Consider the following 16,155-nt stretch of genomic DNA (forward strand, 5'->3'; position numbering starts at 1 on the left):
CTCAAGCCGCCTCCAGATCCAGATCCGCCCATACCGGCACGTGGTCCGACGGCTTCTCCCAGGCCCGCACATAGCTGTCGATGCCGACATTGGCGAGCCGGTCGCTGGCCTGTGGCGACAGCAGCAGATGGTCGATCCTCAAGCCATGGTTCTTCTGCCAGGCGCCGGCCTGGTAGTCCCAGAAGGTGTAGAGCCCGGGCTCGTCGGTGACCGCGCGCAGGGCGTCGGTGAGGCCGAGGCCCAGCAGGGACTGAAAGCTCTCCCGCGTCTCGGCCTTGAACAGGGCGTCCTCGGTCCAGGCGGCGGGATTATGGACGTCGCGGGCATGCGGGATGACGTTGAAGTCGCCTGCGAGGATCAGCGGCTCCTCGGCCTTGAGGCGCTCCCTCGAATACTCAAGAAGCCGCGACATCCATTTGAGCTTGTAGGGATATTTCTCGGTCCCGACCGGATTGCCATTGGGCAGATAAAGGCAGGCGATGCGCAGCACCCCGTGCTTGAGCGTGACCACGCCCTCGAGGAAGCGGGCATGGGCATCCTCGTCGTCGCCGGCGAGGCCCGACTTGGTCTCGTCGAATCGGAGCTTCGAGAGCAAAGCGACGCCGTTGAAGGTCTTCTGACCGTGGGTGACCACGTTGTAGCCGAGCGCCTCGATCTCCAGCCGCGGGAAGGCCTCGTCGACGCATTTGATCTCCTGCAGGCAGACGATGTCCGGCTGGCACTCCTTCAGCCAGGTCAACAGCAGGTCGATCCGCTGCCGGACCGAGTTCACGTTCCAGGTAGCAACTCTGATGGGCATTGGTGGGGCTCCGGGCAGGGGCCATGGTTAGAACAAACTGCAAACGCGCCCGTCAAGGACGCCGCAAAATCTCCCACAAAATTAACCCGGCTTAAGCCGGGCTCGGGCCATTGATACCGAAAAGGTTTTCGAATGGGATGGCCGGACAAATCCATGAAGCAAGCTGAGCCGCGCGACGGCCTGATCGGCGCGTTCCTGTACTGGCTCGGCGGCTTCGAGATCGAGGACGGCCTGACCGCCGATCTCAGCGAGCGCGAGCTGCGCCGCATCCGCGCCAAGCAGATCGACGCGGTGATGCGCGCGATCCCGGTGACCATGGCTGTCACCATGCTCAACGTCGCCATCGTGCTGATCCTGTTCTGGGGCAGGGGCTGGAACGATTTCCTCGCAATCTGGGGCATGACCCTCGCCGTCACCGCCTCGCTTGCCGTGCGCGCGTGGCGGCGGTCGCATCAAAGCCCGCCGCAGGAAGCATCACCGCGCGCCGCGCGGCAGATGCTTCGGCAGGCGTTCTTCCTCGCGGCCATCTGGGGCACGCTGCCGCTCGCGCTGTTCAGCCGGGTCGAGCCGACCAGTCAGCTCATCCTGGCCTGCCTGATGGTCGGCATGATGTCCGGCGGCGCCTTCACGCTGTCGACCTTCCCGCGCGCGGGCCTCGTCTATCTCGCGACAGTGACGATGGCCTGCGCCGGCGCGCTGTTCCTGTGCGGCACCGGCCCGTATCTGCTGACCGCGGTGTTCCTGCTGCTGTTCGCGTTCTTCATGGCGCGCAACATCGTCTCGCAGGGCAATCTGTTCCTCGGCAATCTCAAGGCCCGGCTCGAGCTCGAACGTCAGACCGAGATCATCTCGCTGCTGCTGAAGGACTTTCAGGAGAACGCCAGCGACTGGTTGTGGCAGACCGACGCCGAAGGGCATCTCGTCGACGTGCCCCAACGCTTCGCCGACGTGGCGCAGCTGCCGCTTCCGCTGCTGAAGGGCTCGCATTTCGTCGATGTGCTCGACATGCTCTGTCCCGACGACAAGAGCGCGGCCTACAACGTCGTCGGCCTGATGGAGCAGAGCGAGCCGCTGCACGAGATGAACCTCAAGGTCGTCGCCGGCGGCGAGGCGCGGCTGTGGTCGCTGACTGCGAAGCCGGCCTACGACCGCGACGGCCAGTTTCTCGGCTATCGCGGCTTCGGCCGCGACGTCACCGAGCGCTGGCGCGCGGAAAAGGCGGAGGCCGAGAGCCGCGCGAAGTCCGACTTCCTCGCGGTGATGAGCCACGAGATCCGCACGCCCATGAACGGCGTGCTCGGGCTTGCCAGCATGCTGCTGGAAACCAAGCTCGATCCGGAGCAGCACGAGGCCGTCACCTCGATCCGGGAGTCCGGCGACAATCTCCAGCGCATCCTCAACGATATCCTCGATCTGTCCAAGCTCGAGGCCGGACGCTTCGCGTTCGAGGCGATCGACTTTGCACCGCAGGCGCTGGTCGAGACGGTTGCGACCGTCGTGCGCGCAGGCGCCAAGAGCAAGGGGCTCGCCGTCAAGGTCGAGCTCGATCCGAACCTGCCGCCGACGCTGCGCGGTGATGTCGCGCGGATCCGGCAGGTGCTGCTCAACCTCGCCTCCAACGCGGTAAAGTTCACCGACGAAGGCGAGGTGACGATCAAGGCCACCTGCCAGGCGCGCCGCGATCTGCTTGCGACCGTCGAATGGACCGTGACCGACAGCGGCATCGGCATTGCGCCCGAGAAGCTCGGGGAGCTGTTCTCCGACTTCGCGCAGGCCGACGCCTCGATCAGTCGCCGCTTCGGCGGCACCGGGCTTGGGCTTGCGATCTCACGGCGCATCATCGAGCAGATGGGTGGCACCATCGGCGTCACCTCGACGCCGGGCGAGGGCTCGACCTTCCGCTTCACGCTGGTTCTGCCCTGGAGCCAGGCGCAGGCCTCCGACCAGGCGGCGGGCAGCGACGAAGCGGACGAGCTCAAGGCGCGGATCGCGGGGCTCGACCGGCCGCTGAAGGTGCTGGTTGCCGAGGACGATGCCGTCAACCGCATGGTCGTGACCAAGATGTTGGGGGCGTTCGACGTCGAGCTGCGCGTCGTCACCGACGGCGTCCAGGCGGTCGAGGCTGCCTCGGAGAGCGACTACGATGTCGTGCTGATGGACGTGCGCATGCCGGACATGGACGGCCTTGCCGCGACGCGGGCGATCCGCGCGCAAGGTGGGCGCTTCGAAGCCTTGCCGATCGTCGCGCTGACTGCCAACGCCTTCCCCGAGGACGTCAAGATCTGCCGCGAGGCGGGCATGTCGGACTTTTTAGCAAAGCCGTTGCGTAAGCCCGCACTCGCCGCCGCCTTGCTGCGCGCGCTCGACGGCCACATGATGTCGGAGGGCGCGCCGCTTCAGCCGGAGCTGACGCCGCTCGACGTCGAGTGGACGGACGAGGAAAGGCAGATGACCGGCGTTTAGCCGGTCAGATCGAGAGGCTGGTCCCGCAGCCGCAGGACGGCTACGGGCGCGTGCGCCGGTAATGTAACGCGGCGCCGTTACAGTTTTCCATAGACGCGCCCGGCGACCGCCTTCAGGCGCTCGACCGAGCCGGACTCGGGATGCGGCTTGACCGGCGCGAACAGGATCGAAGCCTGCCTGCCGTTCTTCCAGACATAGATGTTGACGGCGTTGCCGTTGCCCTTGGTGCAGGAATGCTCGCCGAACGCTTCGCTGCCGAACTCGGGTATCGTCACGTGTTTGCACGGGCCCGTGCGCTTCATCATGCCGATGACGGTGTCGCGCGAGATCGCGATCACCGCGACCGTCATGGTGTTGGCCTCGCGATCGAACATCATGCAGCTGCCGGCGCCGGTCCGCTGGACCGTCAGCGTGCCCTTGTCGAGAAAGCCATCGGCATCCGCGGCCGCGAGCCACTCGCAATTGCCGAACCGCTCGCTGCTCTTGCTCACGTTGGCGATGGCAACGCGCGCGGCTTCGGTGATCGGCCCGAGCAGCGCGTCGTCGGCACGCCGGCCGATCGGATAGACGCTGATCTGCAGAATGTAATCGCCGGACAGGGCGACGACCGAGGCCTCCTGGCGCTCTGCGCCGGCGGCGCTCGTTCCGCCCTGGCCTTCGTCGCCGATCCCCGCGACTGCGTTAAGCGGCATGCGCTCACCAAGCGTCTTGACGAAGGTCGCGTACAATTCCCTGGCGCGGTCCTTGTCGGGATTGCGGAACACCGTCAACATCATCGTGTCGCCGCGCCCGCCCTGGTAGATGCAGCCGCGGCCGTCCTGATTTGAAATCAGTGACCATTTGAGCGCCGGCATCGCGCGGGCGAGCTCCTGGGCGCTGATGAACGGGCAGGTTTCGGCCGCGCGCGCGGGAAGCACCGGGACGGCTGCGATTGCAAGGAATAGAGCGAGGCAACAGAACAGACGATCAATAATGCGCATTGGATAATTTACTGCTGCTATTGGCGCCGCTAACGAGATTCGAACGCTCTCGAATGATTGGACTGCGGCAGGGGGCCGCTTCGGCGTCAGACTGTATCGGACCCGCCGGGCCCCCGCTCTTGGGGACCTCGCGACGATCGCAACTTACCCCTGATTTGCCCGACGCGTCAAACGCTTTGCGTAAAATCCGAAGCGCATCGTGCCGGCTCCCGGCTACTTTGCATGGGGTTGTTTTTCAGATTTTTAAGTCGGGCTAGATCGAGAAGCTGGTCCCGCAGCCGCAGGACGCCGTCGCATTGGGATTGTTGACGCGGAACGAGGCGCCGATCAAATCGTCGACGAAATCGACCTGCGAGCCCGCCAGGAACGGCTGGGAGGCGGAATCGACCAGCACAACCGCATTCTCCTGCTCGATCACGAGATCGTCGTCGGTGCGGTCGCGGTCGATGTCGAACTTGTACTGGAAGCCCGAGCAGCCGCCGCCCTCGACGGAGATGCGCAGCATCGCGCCAGAACCTTCGCCCTTGAGGATCTCCCCAATCCGGCGTGCGGCGCGGTCACTGATGGTCACGTCAGTCGTCATAGCTCGTCTCCGATAGTCCCGCGGTCACACCAAGTTCACTTACCCAATTCATTTGGTATCCCGCGTCCGGCATAGTTAAGTGCAAGCATACGCAGAATCAAATGGATAGGGACTAAATTCGTCGTGTCCGTCGGAATGGCAGCCCCCCGTGCGCCCTATGCCTGCGACCCCGACCTCAGCCGCGGCCGGCTGGTCGCGGAGCCGCCGAGCCGGACCCGCAGCCCGTTCCGGCGGGATTGCGACCGGGTGATCCACTCCACCGCGTTCCGCCGCCTGAAGTACAAGACCCAGGTCTTCGTGTTCCACGAGGGCGACCACTACCGCACCCGGCTGACCCATTCGCTGGAGGTGGCGCAGATCGCTCGCGCCCTGGCCCGGCAGCTCGGGCTGGACGAGGACCTCACGGAAACGTTGGCGCTGGCTCATGATCTCGGCCATCCGCCGTTCGGGCACGCCGGCGAGCGGGCGCTGGATGCCTGCCTGAAGGATTTTGGCGGCTTCGACCACAACGCCCAGACCTTGCGGGTCGTCGCGTCGCTCGAGCACCGCTATCCGGAGTTCGACGGTCTCAACCTGACCTGGGAGTCGCTGGAGGGCATCGTCAAGCATAACGGCCCGCTGACGGATCGGAGCGGCGCGCCGGTCGGGCCCTATCGCGAGCATGGCATTCCGGTCGGCATCGCCAACTACATCAAGACTTACGATCTCGAATTGTGGAGCTTCGCCTCGCTGGAGGCGCAGGTCGCCGCGATCGCCGACGACATCGCCTATGATGCCCACGACATCGATGACGGTCTGCGCGCCGGCCTGTTCCATCTCGATGATCTCAAGGTGATGCCGCTGACCGCGGAGATCATCGCCGAGACCTCAGCGCATTATCCCACTCTCGAAGACGTCAGGCGTGGCGCCGAGCTGGTGCGCGAGCTAATCTCGCACCTCATCGGTGCGGTGTATTCGGAGGCGCAGGAGAACCTCGCCGCCGTGAAACCGCAGTCGGCCCAGGATGTGCGCCGGCAGAGCCGGGCGCTGGTCACGTTCCCGGCGGCGGTTGCCGAGGAGGAGGCCGCCATCAAGCGCTTTCTCTATCAGCACATGTACCGCCACAAGCGGGTGATGCGGGTGATGGGGGAGGCGGAACAGATCCTGTTCGACCTGTTCGCGAAATACCTGACATCGCCCGGTGAGCTGCCACCGGAATGGCTGCTGGGGGCGGAGGCGGACAATGAGGGCGACCGGGCTCGCCGGATCGGCAATTTCATTGCCGGAATGACCGACCGTTTCGCCCTGACCGAGCACCAGCGGCTCTTTGACTCGACCCCGGATTTGCGTTAGGCGGCGGCCATGCCCGACACATCCTCAGCACTGCACCTGTTCGCCGACGTGCTCGCACGCGTGCACGCCGCCTGCCGCGCGCTCGCAGCGGACGCCAACTGGCCCGAGGGTATCGATTTCTCGCGCGTGGTGGTCGAGCCGCCGCGGGACGCCTCCCATGGCGACATGGCGACCAACGCCGCGATGGTGCTTTCGAAAGAGGCAAAGGCAAAGCCCCGCGACCTCGCCGAGCAGATCGCCGAGCGGCTCCGTGCCGACGCGCTGATTGCCAAGGTCGACGTCGCGGGTCCCGGCTTCATCAACCTGACGCTGAAGCCGGCCGCCTGGGCCGAGGCGCTGCGGACGGTGCTGCGCGAGGGGGCTGACTACGGCCGCGTCCGTGGTGGCTCCAAGGTCAGTGTCGAATACGTCTCGGCGAACCCGACCGGACCGATGCATGTCGGCCATTGCCGCGGCGCCGTGTTTGGCGACGCGCTCGCAAGCCTGCTCCAGTTCGGCGGCCACGACGTCACCCGCGAATACTACATCAACGATGCCGGTGCGCAGGTCGACGTGCTCGCGCGTTCTGCCTTCCTGCGGTACCGCGAGGCACTCGGCGAAAACATCGGCGCGATCCCGGAAGGGCTGTATCCCGGCGACTATCTGAAGCCGGTGGGCGCGGCGCTTGCGAAAGAGCACGGCGACAAGCTCCTTGCAGTGAGCGAGGCCGAGTGGCTGCCGACGGTACGCGCCAAGGCGATCGCGATGATGATGGACGAGATCAAGGACGATCTCGCCGCCCTCAACATTCGCCACGACGTGTTTTTCTCGGAGCGCTCGCTGATCGAGACCGGCAACAACAAGGTTGCCGAGACCATCGATTTCCTGAAGGCGAAGGGCGACATCTATGAAGGCCGCCTGCCGCCGCCGAAGGGCGCGCCGGTCGAGGACTGGGAAGACCGCGAGCAGCTCCTGTTCAAGGCGACCGCTTACGGCGACGACGTCGATCGTCCGCTGATCAAGTCGGACAATTCCTACACCTACTTCGCCTCCGATATCGCCTACCACAAGAACAAGTTCGATCGCGGCTTCGCCGAGATGATCGACGTGTGGGGCGCCGACCATGGCGGCTACATCAAGCGCATGCAGGCGGCGGTGAAGGCGACGACATCCGGCAAGGGCGCGCTCGACGTCAAGATCGTCCAGCTCGTGAAGTTGCTGCGCAACGGCGAGCCGGTGAAAATGTCGAAGCGGAGCGGGGACTTCGTCACCTTGCGTGAGGTGGTGGATGAGGTCGGCCAGGACGCCGTCCGCTTCATGATGCTCTACCGCAAGAACGACGCGGTGCTTGACTTCGACCTCGCCAAGGTCATGGAGCAGTCGCGCGACAACCCGGTATTCTACGTCCAGTACGGCCACGCCCGCGGCCACTCGATCTTCCGCAACGCCCGGGCCGAGGTGTTCCCGGAACTGCCTGAGGATACCGGCAAGCGCATCGCGTGGCTCGGCGAGTCGGCGGTGGAACAACTGTCGGACCCGGTCGAGCTCGAGCTGCTCAAGCGCCTCGCAATTTTTCCGCGCATGCTTGAGGCCGCCGCCGCGGCCCATGAGCCGCACCGAATTGCCTTCTATCTCTATGACTTAGCGAGCGAATTTCACGCACTTTGGACGAAGGGGCGCGATTTGCCCTATTTACGCTTCATTATCAATAATGATGCAGATCTTACAAAGGCGCGACTGGCCATGGTCCAGGGCGTCGTCTCTGTCCTGGCATCGGGCCTCGCCATCCTCGGCGTCCATGCTCCGGACGAGATGCGGTAGTTTGGGGCGAACTACTTAAGGGGAATTTTGGGGGGAACCGGCAGAAGCCGGACCGCTTAGACTTGGTTGAATGCCTTGTGGGTCGAAAGCCGCGCCTTGGTCGAGGGGCGCGCGGCTTTCCCGAAGGGACGCATCATCACGATGGCCGAACGATATCAGGACAGAACGTTTCCTTCCGATGGCTATGGTCGCGGTGGCGATCAGCATGGGAAGGCGGACAACGATCCCTTGGCCGAACTCGCCCGCCTGATCGGACAGACCGATCCATTTGCAGCGCAGGGGCGACCAAGCGCGCAGCCGCCGGCACCGCCACCCCAGAACTATCAGGACCACGATTATCAGCAGGACGACGATCGGCAGGACTATGCCGAGCAGGCCCCGCCGGCTCCGCCCGGACCACCCTCATGGATGCGGCGCGCCAACGTGCAGCCGCAGCCGGCGCCCGAGCCCGACTATCCCGTTTCTGTGAACCCGGTTCATCCATTGCACCGCTATTCAGCCCAGCCGACCGCGCCCGAGCCTGATTTCCATCAGCCGCAGGCCTATCAGGACCACGCTTACCAGGATCAGGCCTATCAAGCGCAGGCCTATCAGGAGCAGGCCCATCAGGGCCGCGCTCACCAGCAGCATGATCAGGCTTACCAGGAGCAAGCCTATCAGGAGCCGCATCAGCCGCCCGATCCGGCGCGCTACGACGACGCGCTCTATGGACGGCTGGAGGGTGGCGAGCAGGATTATCGGCGCGATCCCGCCTATCCGGACGATCCTTACGCGTTCCAGAGCGACTATCCCGAGGCCGATCTCGACGAGCCGAAGGAGCCGCGCGGCGGCATGATGACGGTCGCGGCGATCCTCGCGCTTGCCGTGGTCGGCACTGGCGCGGCCTTCGCCTACAAGACCTATGTCGGGTCGCCCCGCAGCGGCGAGCCGCCGATCATCAAGGCGGACAACACGCCGACCAAGATCGTGCCGGCGCCGACCGACTCCTCTGCCAAGGTGCCGGATCGCATGGCGAGCGGCGACGGCTCCGAGAAGATCGTGCCGCGCGAAGAGGCGCCTGTTGACGTCGCTGCGAAGGCGGGCGGCCCCCGTGTGGTGTTCCCGCCGCTGAATCAGAACGCGAACCCGCCGTCGGTGGCGAGTGTTGCGCCGTCCACGATCCCGCCGCCAAGCGCGGGTCCAATCCCGAGCAACGGCACGCTGCCGGCCAACACGCCGCGCGCGATCAGGACTGTGGCCGTGAGGGGCGATCAGACCGATAGCACCGCGCCGCAATCGGCAGCCGCCAAGCCGACGGCGGCCGCGCCGAAGCCCGTCGCCGCGCCCGCCGCACCGCCTGCGCCGCGCAATCCGCCGACGTCGGCCAATGCCAGTGCCAACCAGCCGCTTTCGCTTGCGCCGCAATCGACGCCGGCTGCGGAGGTGCCGCAGCGGATGGCCGCGACCAACCCGACGCAAATCACGCCCGCCAGCAATGGTGGTGGCGGCTACGTCGTGCAGGTCTCCTCGCAGCAGAGCGAGGACAGCGCGGCCGCATCCTACCGGGTGCTTCAGGGCAAATATGGCAGCGTGCTTGGATCGCGGTCGCCGGTGATCAAGCGGGTCGATCTGACCGACAAGGGCAAGGGGATCGTCTACCGCGCTTTCGCCGGACCCTATGGTTCGGCCGAGGAAGCGACGCAGGCTTGCAACAGCCTGAAGTCCGCTGGCCTGTCCGCCTGCTTCGTCCAGAGGAATTAACGGCCGTTTCCTTGACCCCCTCGCGGGGCAGGGTTAATCGGCCGTTATGAGTACGCGGGCCTTCATTACCGGTGTATCCGGAACGGAACTAACCGCCGCCGAGCGGGAGTTTATCCGTGCCGAACGCCCATGGGGTTTCATCCTCTTCAAGCGCAATGTCGAGGCGCCGGCTCAAGTTGCTGCGCTGGTTGAGGAATTGCGGGCGGCTGCGGGCGCAGCTGACGCGCCTGTCCTGATCGACCAGGAGGGTGGCCGGGTGCAGCGGCTGGGCCCGCCGCACTGGCCGGTCTATCCGCCGGGCGCGATTTTCTCGACCTTGTACGACACTGATTCGGTGCTTGGACTGACGGCTGCGCGCCTCAGCGCCCGTCTGATTGCGTCTGATCTCGCCGATCTCGGCATTACCGTGGATTGCCTGCCGCTGGCTGACGTGCCGGTGTCGGGTGCCGATGCCGTCATTGGGAACAGGGCTTACGGCACTGAGCCGGGCAAGGTTGCCGCGATCGCGCGCGCGGTCACCGAGGGCCTGGAGCAGGGCGGCGTGCTGCCGGTTCTGAAGCACATTCCCGGTCATGGACGCGCCACCGCCGACACCCATTTCAAGCTGCCGACGGTTGATACTCCGAGGGACGAGCTCGACCGGACCGACTTTGCGGCATTCAAGCCGCTGGCCGACCTGCCGATGGCCATGACTGCACATGTTGTGTTTAGCGCGGTCGACCCCGCCCATCCGGCGACGACTTCTGCGACAATGATCACTCAAGTGATTCGCGGCGTGATCGGGTTCCAGGGTTTGTTAATGAGTGATGACGTGTCGATGAACGCGCTGTCGGGGAATATCGCCGAACGGACCCGCGCCATCTTCGCGGCCGGCTGCGACATGGCCCTACATTGCAACGGCAACATCGAGGAGATGCGCGAGGTCGCCGGCCAGACACCTGAGCTGTCCGGCACAGCGCTGGCGCGCGCGAAGGCCGCACTTGCGTCGCGCAAGGCACCGCAGCCGTTCGACCGGACGGCCGCACGCGCCGAACTGGACGCATTGATCGCACGGGCAAACACGGCATCCGCATGACCGCAGAAATCCTATCGTTTGAAACCGGGCGGCCCGCAGAGCTCGCCGAGGGTGAGCCGGCGTTGGTGGTGGACGTCGAGGGCTATGAGGGCCCGCTCGACCTGCTGCTCGCGCTGGCGCGGCAGCAGAAAGTCGATCTCGCCAAGATCTCGATCCTGGCGCTGGCCGACCAGTACCTCCACTTCATCGAAGCCGCGCGAAAGATCCGGCTGGAGCTTGCCGCCGATTATCTCGTGATGGCGGCCTGGCTTGCCTTCCTGAAGTCGCGCCTGCTGCTGCCGGAGCCGCCGAGTGCGGAAGGCCCGAGCGCAGAAGAGATGGCGACCGCGCTCGCCAACCGCCTGCGCCGGCTGGAAGCCATTCGCGAAGCCGCAAACCGGCTGATGAACAGGCAGCAATTGCTGCGCGACATCTTCCCGCGCGGCGAGCCAGAGCAGATCGCGGAGATCAAGCACCCGAAATACACCGCGACGCTGTACGACCTGCTCACCGCCTATGCCGCGCAGCGCCAGTCGCGCGTGCTGGCGAGCGTGCATCTGGCCAAGCGCACGGTGTGGTCGCTCGCCGAGGCGCGCGCCACGCTGGAGCGGCTGGTCGGCAGCATCAGCGAACAGGACGACTGGGGCGTTCTCGACGATTTCCTGGTCCGCCACGTCGCCGATCCGACGCAGCGCGCGACAGTGTTCGCTTCGAGCTTTGCCGCCGCGCTCGAGCTGGTGCGCGAAGGTCAGCTCGAGCTGAACCAGAAAGAGGCGTTCGCGCCGATCTATTTCCGGAAGGGGCGCCCGAAACCGGTCGTGGACGCAGCTCCTGCGCCTGATGCGCCGGTCGGTTAAGTGCAAGAAGGAGAAGCTACCATGGCAAGCCTGGCTGAAGTGCGGGTAGAAGAGGCCGAGCCGATGGAGAACGAGTCCCAGGCGCGTCCCGAAGAACTGCGGCTGCTGGAAGCGCTGCTGTTTGCTTCGAATGAACCGCTGGATACCGCGACGCTGGCCAAGCGCATGCCTGATGGCGTCGACGTCAAGGCTGCGCTCGAACAGCTCCAGGCCGACTATGCCTTGCGCGGCGTCAATCTCGTGCGCGTTGCCAACAAATGGACCTTCCGCACCGCCGGCGACCTCGCCTGGCTGATGACGCGCGAGAGCACCGAGACCCGCCGCCTGTCGCGCGCCGCGATCGAGGTGCTGGCGATCATCGCCTATCACCAGCCGGTGACGCGCGCCGAGATCGAAGAGATCCGCGGCGTCGTCACCTCGAAGGGCACGCTCGACGTGCTGCTGGAGACCGGCTGGATCAAGCCGCGCGGTCGTCGCAAGACGCCCGGCCGCCCCTTGACCTTCGGAACCACCGAGGACTTCCTGTCGCAGTTCACCCTGGAACAGCTCGGCGATCTGCCGGGCCTGGAGGAGCTGAAGGGCACGGGCCTGCTGGATTCGCGCCTGCCGACCGGATTCAGCGTGCCGACCCCGTCGGATGATCCGCAGCTGCGCGAGGACGAGGATCCGTTGGAACCGGGCGAGGACCTGGATCTGGCGCTGGCTCCTGCGGTCGAGCCCGAGACGCCGGAAGGCGGCAATGCGGGCGGCGAGGGTGGCAGCGAGGACTGACGTCCCGGCCGTTCAGAGACTCCCTGCGACCAGTTAACACTGGCAAGATTACGTAGCGCCAACAGCGAATTGGCGCTGCCTTAGTCCTTGTTTTTGAGGCCTGCCGAGCCTAGGTTTCGGGGAAGATCGGCCGGGTCCCCGGCCAAGTGTGTTTGGAGGGTTGCAGGATGGGTTCGCTTAGCATTTGGCACTGGATCCTGGTGATCGCAGTCGTCCTGCTGCTGTTCGGCCGCGGCAAGATTTCGGATCTGATGGGCGACGTGGCCCAGGGCATCAAGGCCTTCAAGAAGGGCATGCAGGACGACGACAAGGTCGCCGACAAGCCCGAGCCGGCCAAGTCGATCGAGCACGCCGCCCCGCCGCCGACCGCGGCCCGGTCCGACGTCGGCAGCAAGGCCGTCTGAGTAAGCGTACGCGAGACGCGGGTGACGGCGCCGATCCTAAGCGCGAAGGATTGGGCCGGTCGCGGCTGGCGTGAACGGAAGGCCTCATGTTCGACATCGGGTGGAGTGAACTGGTCCTGATCGGGGTCGTGGCCCTGGTCGCCATCGGCCCGAAAGAGCTGCCGGGCGTGCTGCGCATGGTCGGGCAGTGGATGGGCAAGGCCCGCAAGATGGCTGCCGAATTCCAGGGCCAGTTCCAGGAAGCGATGCGCGAGGCCGAAATGGCCGACCTCAAGAAGAGCTTCGACGAGGTCAAGGAAGCCGCTTCCGGCTTTGCCGGCAACAACCTGATGACCTCGCTCCAGAAGGACGTCAGCGACGCGCTCCGCGTCGATGCGCTGGACAAGCCGGCCGAGACCTCCACGACCACCGCCGTCGAAGCGCCGGCGACTTCAAGTGAAGCGCCGGCGATTTCAAGCGAAACGCCGGCGACACCAACCACGCCGGAAGCGCCGACGCCCGAGACCTTTGTGGAAGCCGAGGCGCATGCGGCCGTGAACGAGCCGCTCGCGATCACCCGCGAGGTCGAGCAGGCTCAGGTCATTCAAGACACTGCGCCACCCGAGGCGATCAAGGACGTCAAAGCGTCATGAGCGACGCCGATATCGAGGCCAGCAAAGCCCCTCTGATGGACCACTTGATCGAGCTGCGGTCGCGGCTGATCAAGGCGTTGCTTGGCTTTGGCGTGGCCTTCATCTTCTGTTTCTTCTTCGCCAAGCAGATCTACAACGTGCTGGTCTGGCCGTTCGTGTGGGTCGCGGGTCCCGAGAATTCGAAGTTCATCTACACGGCGCTGCTGGAATATTTCATTACCCAGCTCAAACTCGCGTTGTTCGGCGCCGGCTTCATCTCGTTCCCGATCGTCGCGACGCAGATTTACAAGTTCGTCGCGCCCGGGCTCTACAAGCACGAGAAGCAGGCCTTCCTGCCGTATCTGGTCGCGACCCCGTTCTTTTTCGTGCTGGGCGCGGCGCTGGTTTATTTCGTGGTGCTGCCGATGCTGGTCCGCTTCTCGCTCGGCATGCAGCAGGCCGGCAGCGACGAGACCGCGCAGATCCAGCTGCTGCCCAAGGTCGGCGAGTATCTGTCGCTGATGATGTCGCTGATCTTCGCCTTCGGCATCGCCTTCCAGCTTCCGGTGATCCTGACGCTGCTCGGCCGCATTGGGATCGTCACCTCGAAAATGCTGCGCGAGAAGCGCCGCTACTTCATCGTCATCGCCTTCGTCATCGCAGCCGTGCTGACCCCGCCGGACGTGCTCAGCCAGTGCTCGCTCGCGATTCCCTTGCTCGCGCTCTACGAGGGCTCGATCATCGCGGTCGGGATGGTGGAGAAGAAGGCGGCGGCGTCGAAGGCCGCCACCGGCACCGACGTGTCGACGCCGGCTAATCCGGCGGAGTAGGGCCAGGGTTCGCTGTCATTCCCCGCGAAAGCGGGGAATCCAGTACGCCGGGGCCCCTCGGAGAATCACTGCTGTCTCTGGAATACTGGATCGCCCGCTTTCGCGGGCGATGACGCCTGTGGTAGTGGGAAGCGCGATGCAAGCTCCCGACATACCGCGTTGGCTGTTGCGCGCTGATCCAGGACCACCGCCATGCACGACATCAAATCGATCCGCGACAATCCGCAAGCCTTCGACGCCGGCCTCGCCAGGCGTGGCCTGAAGCCGTTGTCGGCGTCGCTGCTCGCGATCGACGAGAAGCGGCGGGCGGCAATCCTTGCCTCGGAGCAGGCGCAGGCGCGGCGCAATGCGGCCTCCAAGGAGATCGGCGACGCCAAGAAGGCGAAGGACGACGCGCGTGCCGCCAAGCTCATGGCGGAGGTCGCCGAGCTCAAGACCACGATGCCGCAGCTCGAAGTCGTTGCGAAAGCCGCCGACGAGGAGCTTGCCACGGCGCTGTCAGCGATCCCCAATCTGCCGCTCGGCGAAGTGCCCGACGGCGTCGACGAGCACGGCAACGTGCAACGCCATGTCTTCGGCAACCGGCGCAACTACGCGTTTGCGCCCAAACCCCATGATGATCTCGGCGGCGCGCTCGGTGACATGGATTTCGAGACGGCGGCAAAGCTCTCCGGCGCGCGCTTCGTCGTGCTGAAGAAGGGGCTGGCGCGGCTCGAACGCGCGCTCGGCCAGTTCATGCTGAATCTGCACATCGACGAGCACGGCTATACCGAGATCAATCCGCCGCTGCTGGTCCGCAACGAGATCATGTTCGGCACGGGACAATTGCCGAAATTCGAGGACGACCAGTTCTGGGCGATCAAGGGCGAGTTGCTCGCTGCACCCGATCTGGAGCGGCTGCGGACCGAGCGTCTCGGCATCATTCCGACAGCGGAGGTGGCGCTCACCAACCTCGTTCGCGAATCCATCCTCGATGAGAAGCAGCTGCCGATGCGGTTGACTGCGCTGACGCCGTGTTTTCGGGCGGAGGCGGGCGCCGCAGGACGTGATACCCGAGGCATGATCCGCCAGCACCAGTTCACCAAGGTCGAGCTGGTGTCGATCACGACGCCGGAGACCAGCAAGGATGAGCATGAGCGGATGCTGGCATGCGCCGAGGAAGTGCTGCGCCGGCTCGATCTGCATTACCGCGTGATGACGCTTTGCACCGGAGACATGGGCTTTTCGTCGCAAAAAACCTATGACATCGAGGTCTGGATGCCCGGGCAGGGTGAGGGCGGCGCGTTCCGCGAGATCTCGAGCTGCTCGGTCTGCGGTGACTTCCAGGCCCGTCGCATGGACGCCCGCTCGCGCGGTCCGGACGGCAAGCCACGATTCGTGCACACGCTGAACGGCTCCGGCACCGCGCTCGGCCGTGCGCTGATCGCCGTGATGGAGACTTATCAACAGGAGGACGGCTCGATCGCCGTCCCAGACGTGCTCCAGCCCTATATGGGCGGACTGAAGGTGGTCGCGCGCGAGTAGGGCGTTTTCGAGCGAAGTGGATACCGGTTCACGTCGAGAAAGCGCGTCAAACAAGATAAAAATCTGAAGTCCCGTTCCGATTCCATCGGAACGGGAGTCCGGGGCGCGTTGCCCGGCTGTCGCGCAGAAACGTTTGGTTGCGAAGATCGGGCGGCTGGTTATTCTGCCGGCCATCCGACAATGCGAACTCACTGTTCATGGCCTTGCACCGCGACATCTTCTGGGTCGGCAGACAATGGGCGGTGACAGGTGCCGGTATCCAGGCCGTCGATCAGCGTCTGCGTGGCGTGCTCGACATCGCCCCGTGGGTCGGTCAAAATCCCCCGGGTATGGTCACTTGAAACTCCCCCACCTGATGATCGCCGTCAGCGCCGCTGAACAGCAGTAGCCGGTCAGGCAGGACGTTT

The 16,155-nt window shown here is 65.1% G+C and carries 14 protein-coding genes; 11 read left to right on the forward strand and 3 right to left on the reverse strand.

Going from position 1 to position 16,155, the window contains the following annotated elements:
- Nucleotide 1 precedes the first annotated feature (1 nt).
- Nucleotides 2-799, reverse strand: a complete 798-nt coding sequence (xth, locus tag QJT78_RS36485; RefSeq protein ID WP_014495040.1) for an exodeoxyribonuclease III — start codon at nucleotides 797-799, stop codon at nucleotides 2-4.
- Between the two features lie 132 nt (nucleotides 800-931).
- On the opposite strand from xth, the gene QJT78_RS36490 reads away from it, so the two are divergent.
- Complete coding sequence (locus tag QJT78_RS36490) at nucleotides 932-3,262, forward strand: ATP-binding protein (RefSeq protein ID WP_038944491.1); 2,331 nt, start codon at nucleotides 932-934, stop codon at nucleotides 3,260-3,262.
- A 77-nt stretch (nucleotides 3,263-3,339) separates the two neighbouring features.
- Here the strand turns inward: QJT78_RS36490 and QJT78_RS36495 are convergent, their stop codons facing one another.
- Entirely contained in the window at nucleotides 3,340-4,242 is a 903-nt protein-coding gene (locus QJT78_RS36495) for a hypothetical protein (RefSeq protein WP_038944492.1), read from the reverse strand.
- Nucleotides 4,243-4,495: 253 nt separating this feature from the next.
- The gene (gene erpA / locus QJT78_RS36500; protein ID WP_014495044.1) at nucleotides 4,496-4,825 is read right to left on the reverse strand and encodes an iron-sulfur cluster insertion protein ErpA; all 330 of its coding nucleotides are present in this window, start codon (nucleotides 4,823-4,825) and stop codon (nucleotides 4,496-4,498) included.
- Nucleotides 4,826-4,948: 123 nt separating this feature from the next.
- Here erpA and QJT78_RS36505 point away from each other — a divergent pair, with 123 nt between their 5' ends.
- The 10 genes from QJT78_RS36505 (at nucleotide 4,949) to serS (ending at nucleotide 15,748) form a co-directional block, all read left to right on the forward strand.
- Complete coding sequence (locus QJT78_RS36505) at nucleotides 4,949-6,157, forward strand: deoxyguanosinetriphosphate triphosphohydrolase (protein WP_028152458.1); 1,209 nt, start codon at nucleotides 4,949-4,951, stop codon at nucleotides 6,155-6,157.
- Between the two features lie 9 nt (nucleotides 6,158-6,166).
- The gene (argS, locus tag QJT78_RS36510; protein ID WP_038944493.1) at nucleotides 6,167-7,957 is read left to right on the forward strand and encodes an arginine--tRNA ligase; all 1,791 of its coding nucleotides are present in this window, start codon (nucleotides 6,167-6,169) and stop codon (nucleotides 7,955-7,957) included.
- A gap of 141 nt (nucleotides 7,958-8,098) precedes the next feature.
- The gene (locus QJT78_RS36515; RefSeq protein WP_212478891.1) at nucleotides 8,099-9,697 is read left to right on the forward strand and encodes an SPOR domain-containing protein; all 1,599 of its coding nucleotides are present in this window, start codon (nucleotides 8,099-8,101) and stop codon (nucleotides 9,695-9,697) included.
- 46 nt (nucleotides 9,698-9,743) lie between these two features.
- Entirely contained in the window at nucleotides 9,744-10,772 is a 1,029-nt protein-coding gene (gene nagZ / locus QJT78_RS36520) for a beta-N-acetylhexosaminidase (RefSeq protein ID WP_028152461.1), read from the forward strand.
- Entirely contained in the window at nucleotides 10,769-11,608 is an 840-nt protein-coding gene (locus QJT78_RS36525) for a ScpA family protein (RefSeq protein WP_028152462.1), read from the forward strand. The genes nagZ and QJT78_RS36525 overlap by 4 nt, the downstream gene beginning before the upstream one ends.
- A 21-nt stretch (nucleotides 11,609-11,629) precedes the next feature.
- Nucleotides 11,630-12,379 (forward strand): SMC-Scp complex subunit ScpB, encoded by a 750-nt coding sequence (scpB, locus tag QJT78_RS36530; RefSeq protein WP_014495050.1) that lies wholly within the window; start codon nucleotides 11,630-11,632, stop codon nucleotides 12,377-12,379.
- A gap of 167 nt (nucleotides 12,380-12,546) precedes the next feature.
- The gene (locus QJT78_RS36535; protein WP_028152463.1) at nucleotides 12,547-12,783 is read left to right on the forward strand and encodes a twin-arginine translocase TatA/TatE family subunit; all 237 of its coding nucleotides are present in this window, start codon (nucleotides 12,547-12,549) and stop codon (nucleotides 12,781-12,783) included.
- Between the two features lie 86 nt (nucleotides 12,784-12,869).
- Nucleotides 12,870-13,415 carry a Sec-independent protein translocase protein TatB gene (gene tatB, locus QJT78_RS36540; RefSeq protein WP_028152464.1) on the forward strand — a complete coding sequence of 182 codons (546 nt, stop codon included), beginning with the start codon at nucleotides 12,870-12,872 and terminating at the stop codon, nucleotides 13,413-13,415.
- On the forward strand, nucleotides 13,412-14,224 hold the full coding sequence (gene tatC, locus QJT78_RS36545; protein WP_028152465.1) for a twin-arginine translocase subunit TatC: 813 nt from the start codon (nucleotides 13,412-13,414) through the stop codon (nucleotides 14,222-14,224). The genes tatB and tatC overlap by 4 nt, the downstream gene beginning before the upstream one ends.
- Nucleotides 14,225-14,416: 192 nt before the next feature.
- Complete coding sequence (serS, locus tag QJT78_RS36550) at nucleotides 14,417-15,748, forward strand: serine--tRNA ligase (RefSeq protein WP_028152466.1); 1,332 nt, start codon at nucleotides 14,417-14,419, stop codon at nucleotides 15,746-15,748.
- Nucleotides 15,749-16,155 lie beyond the last annotated feature (407 nt).

The sequence above is a fragment of the Bradyrhizobium sp. Mp27 genome, from assembly GCF_029953005.1.
In the GTDB taxonomy this organism is placed as follows: domain Bacteria; phylum Pseudomonadota; class Alphaproteobacteria; order Rhizobiales; family Xanthobacteraceae; genus Bradyrhizobium; species Bradyrhizobium barranii.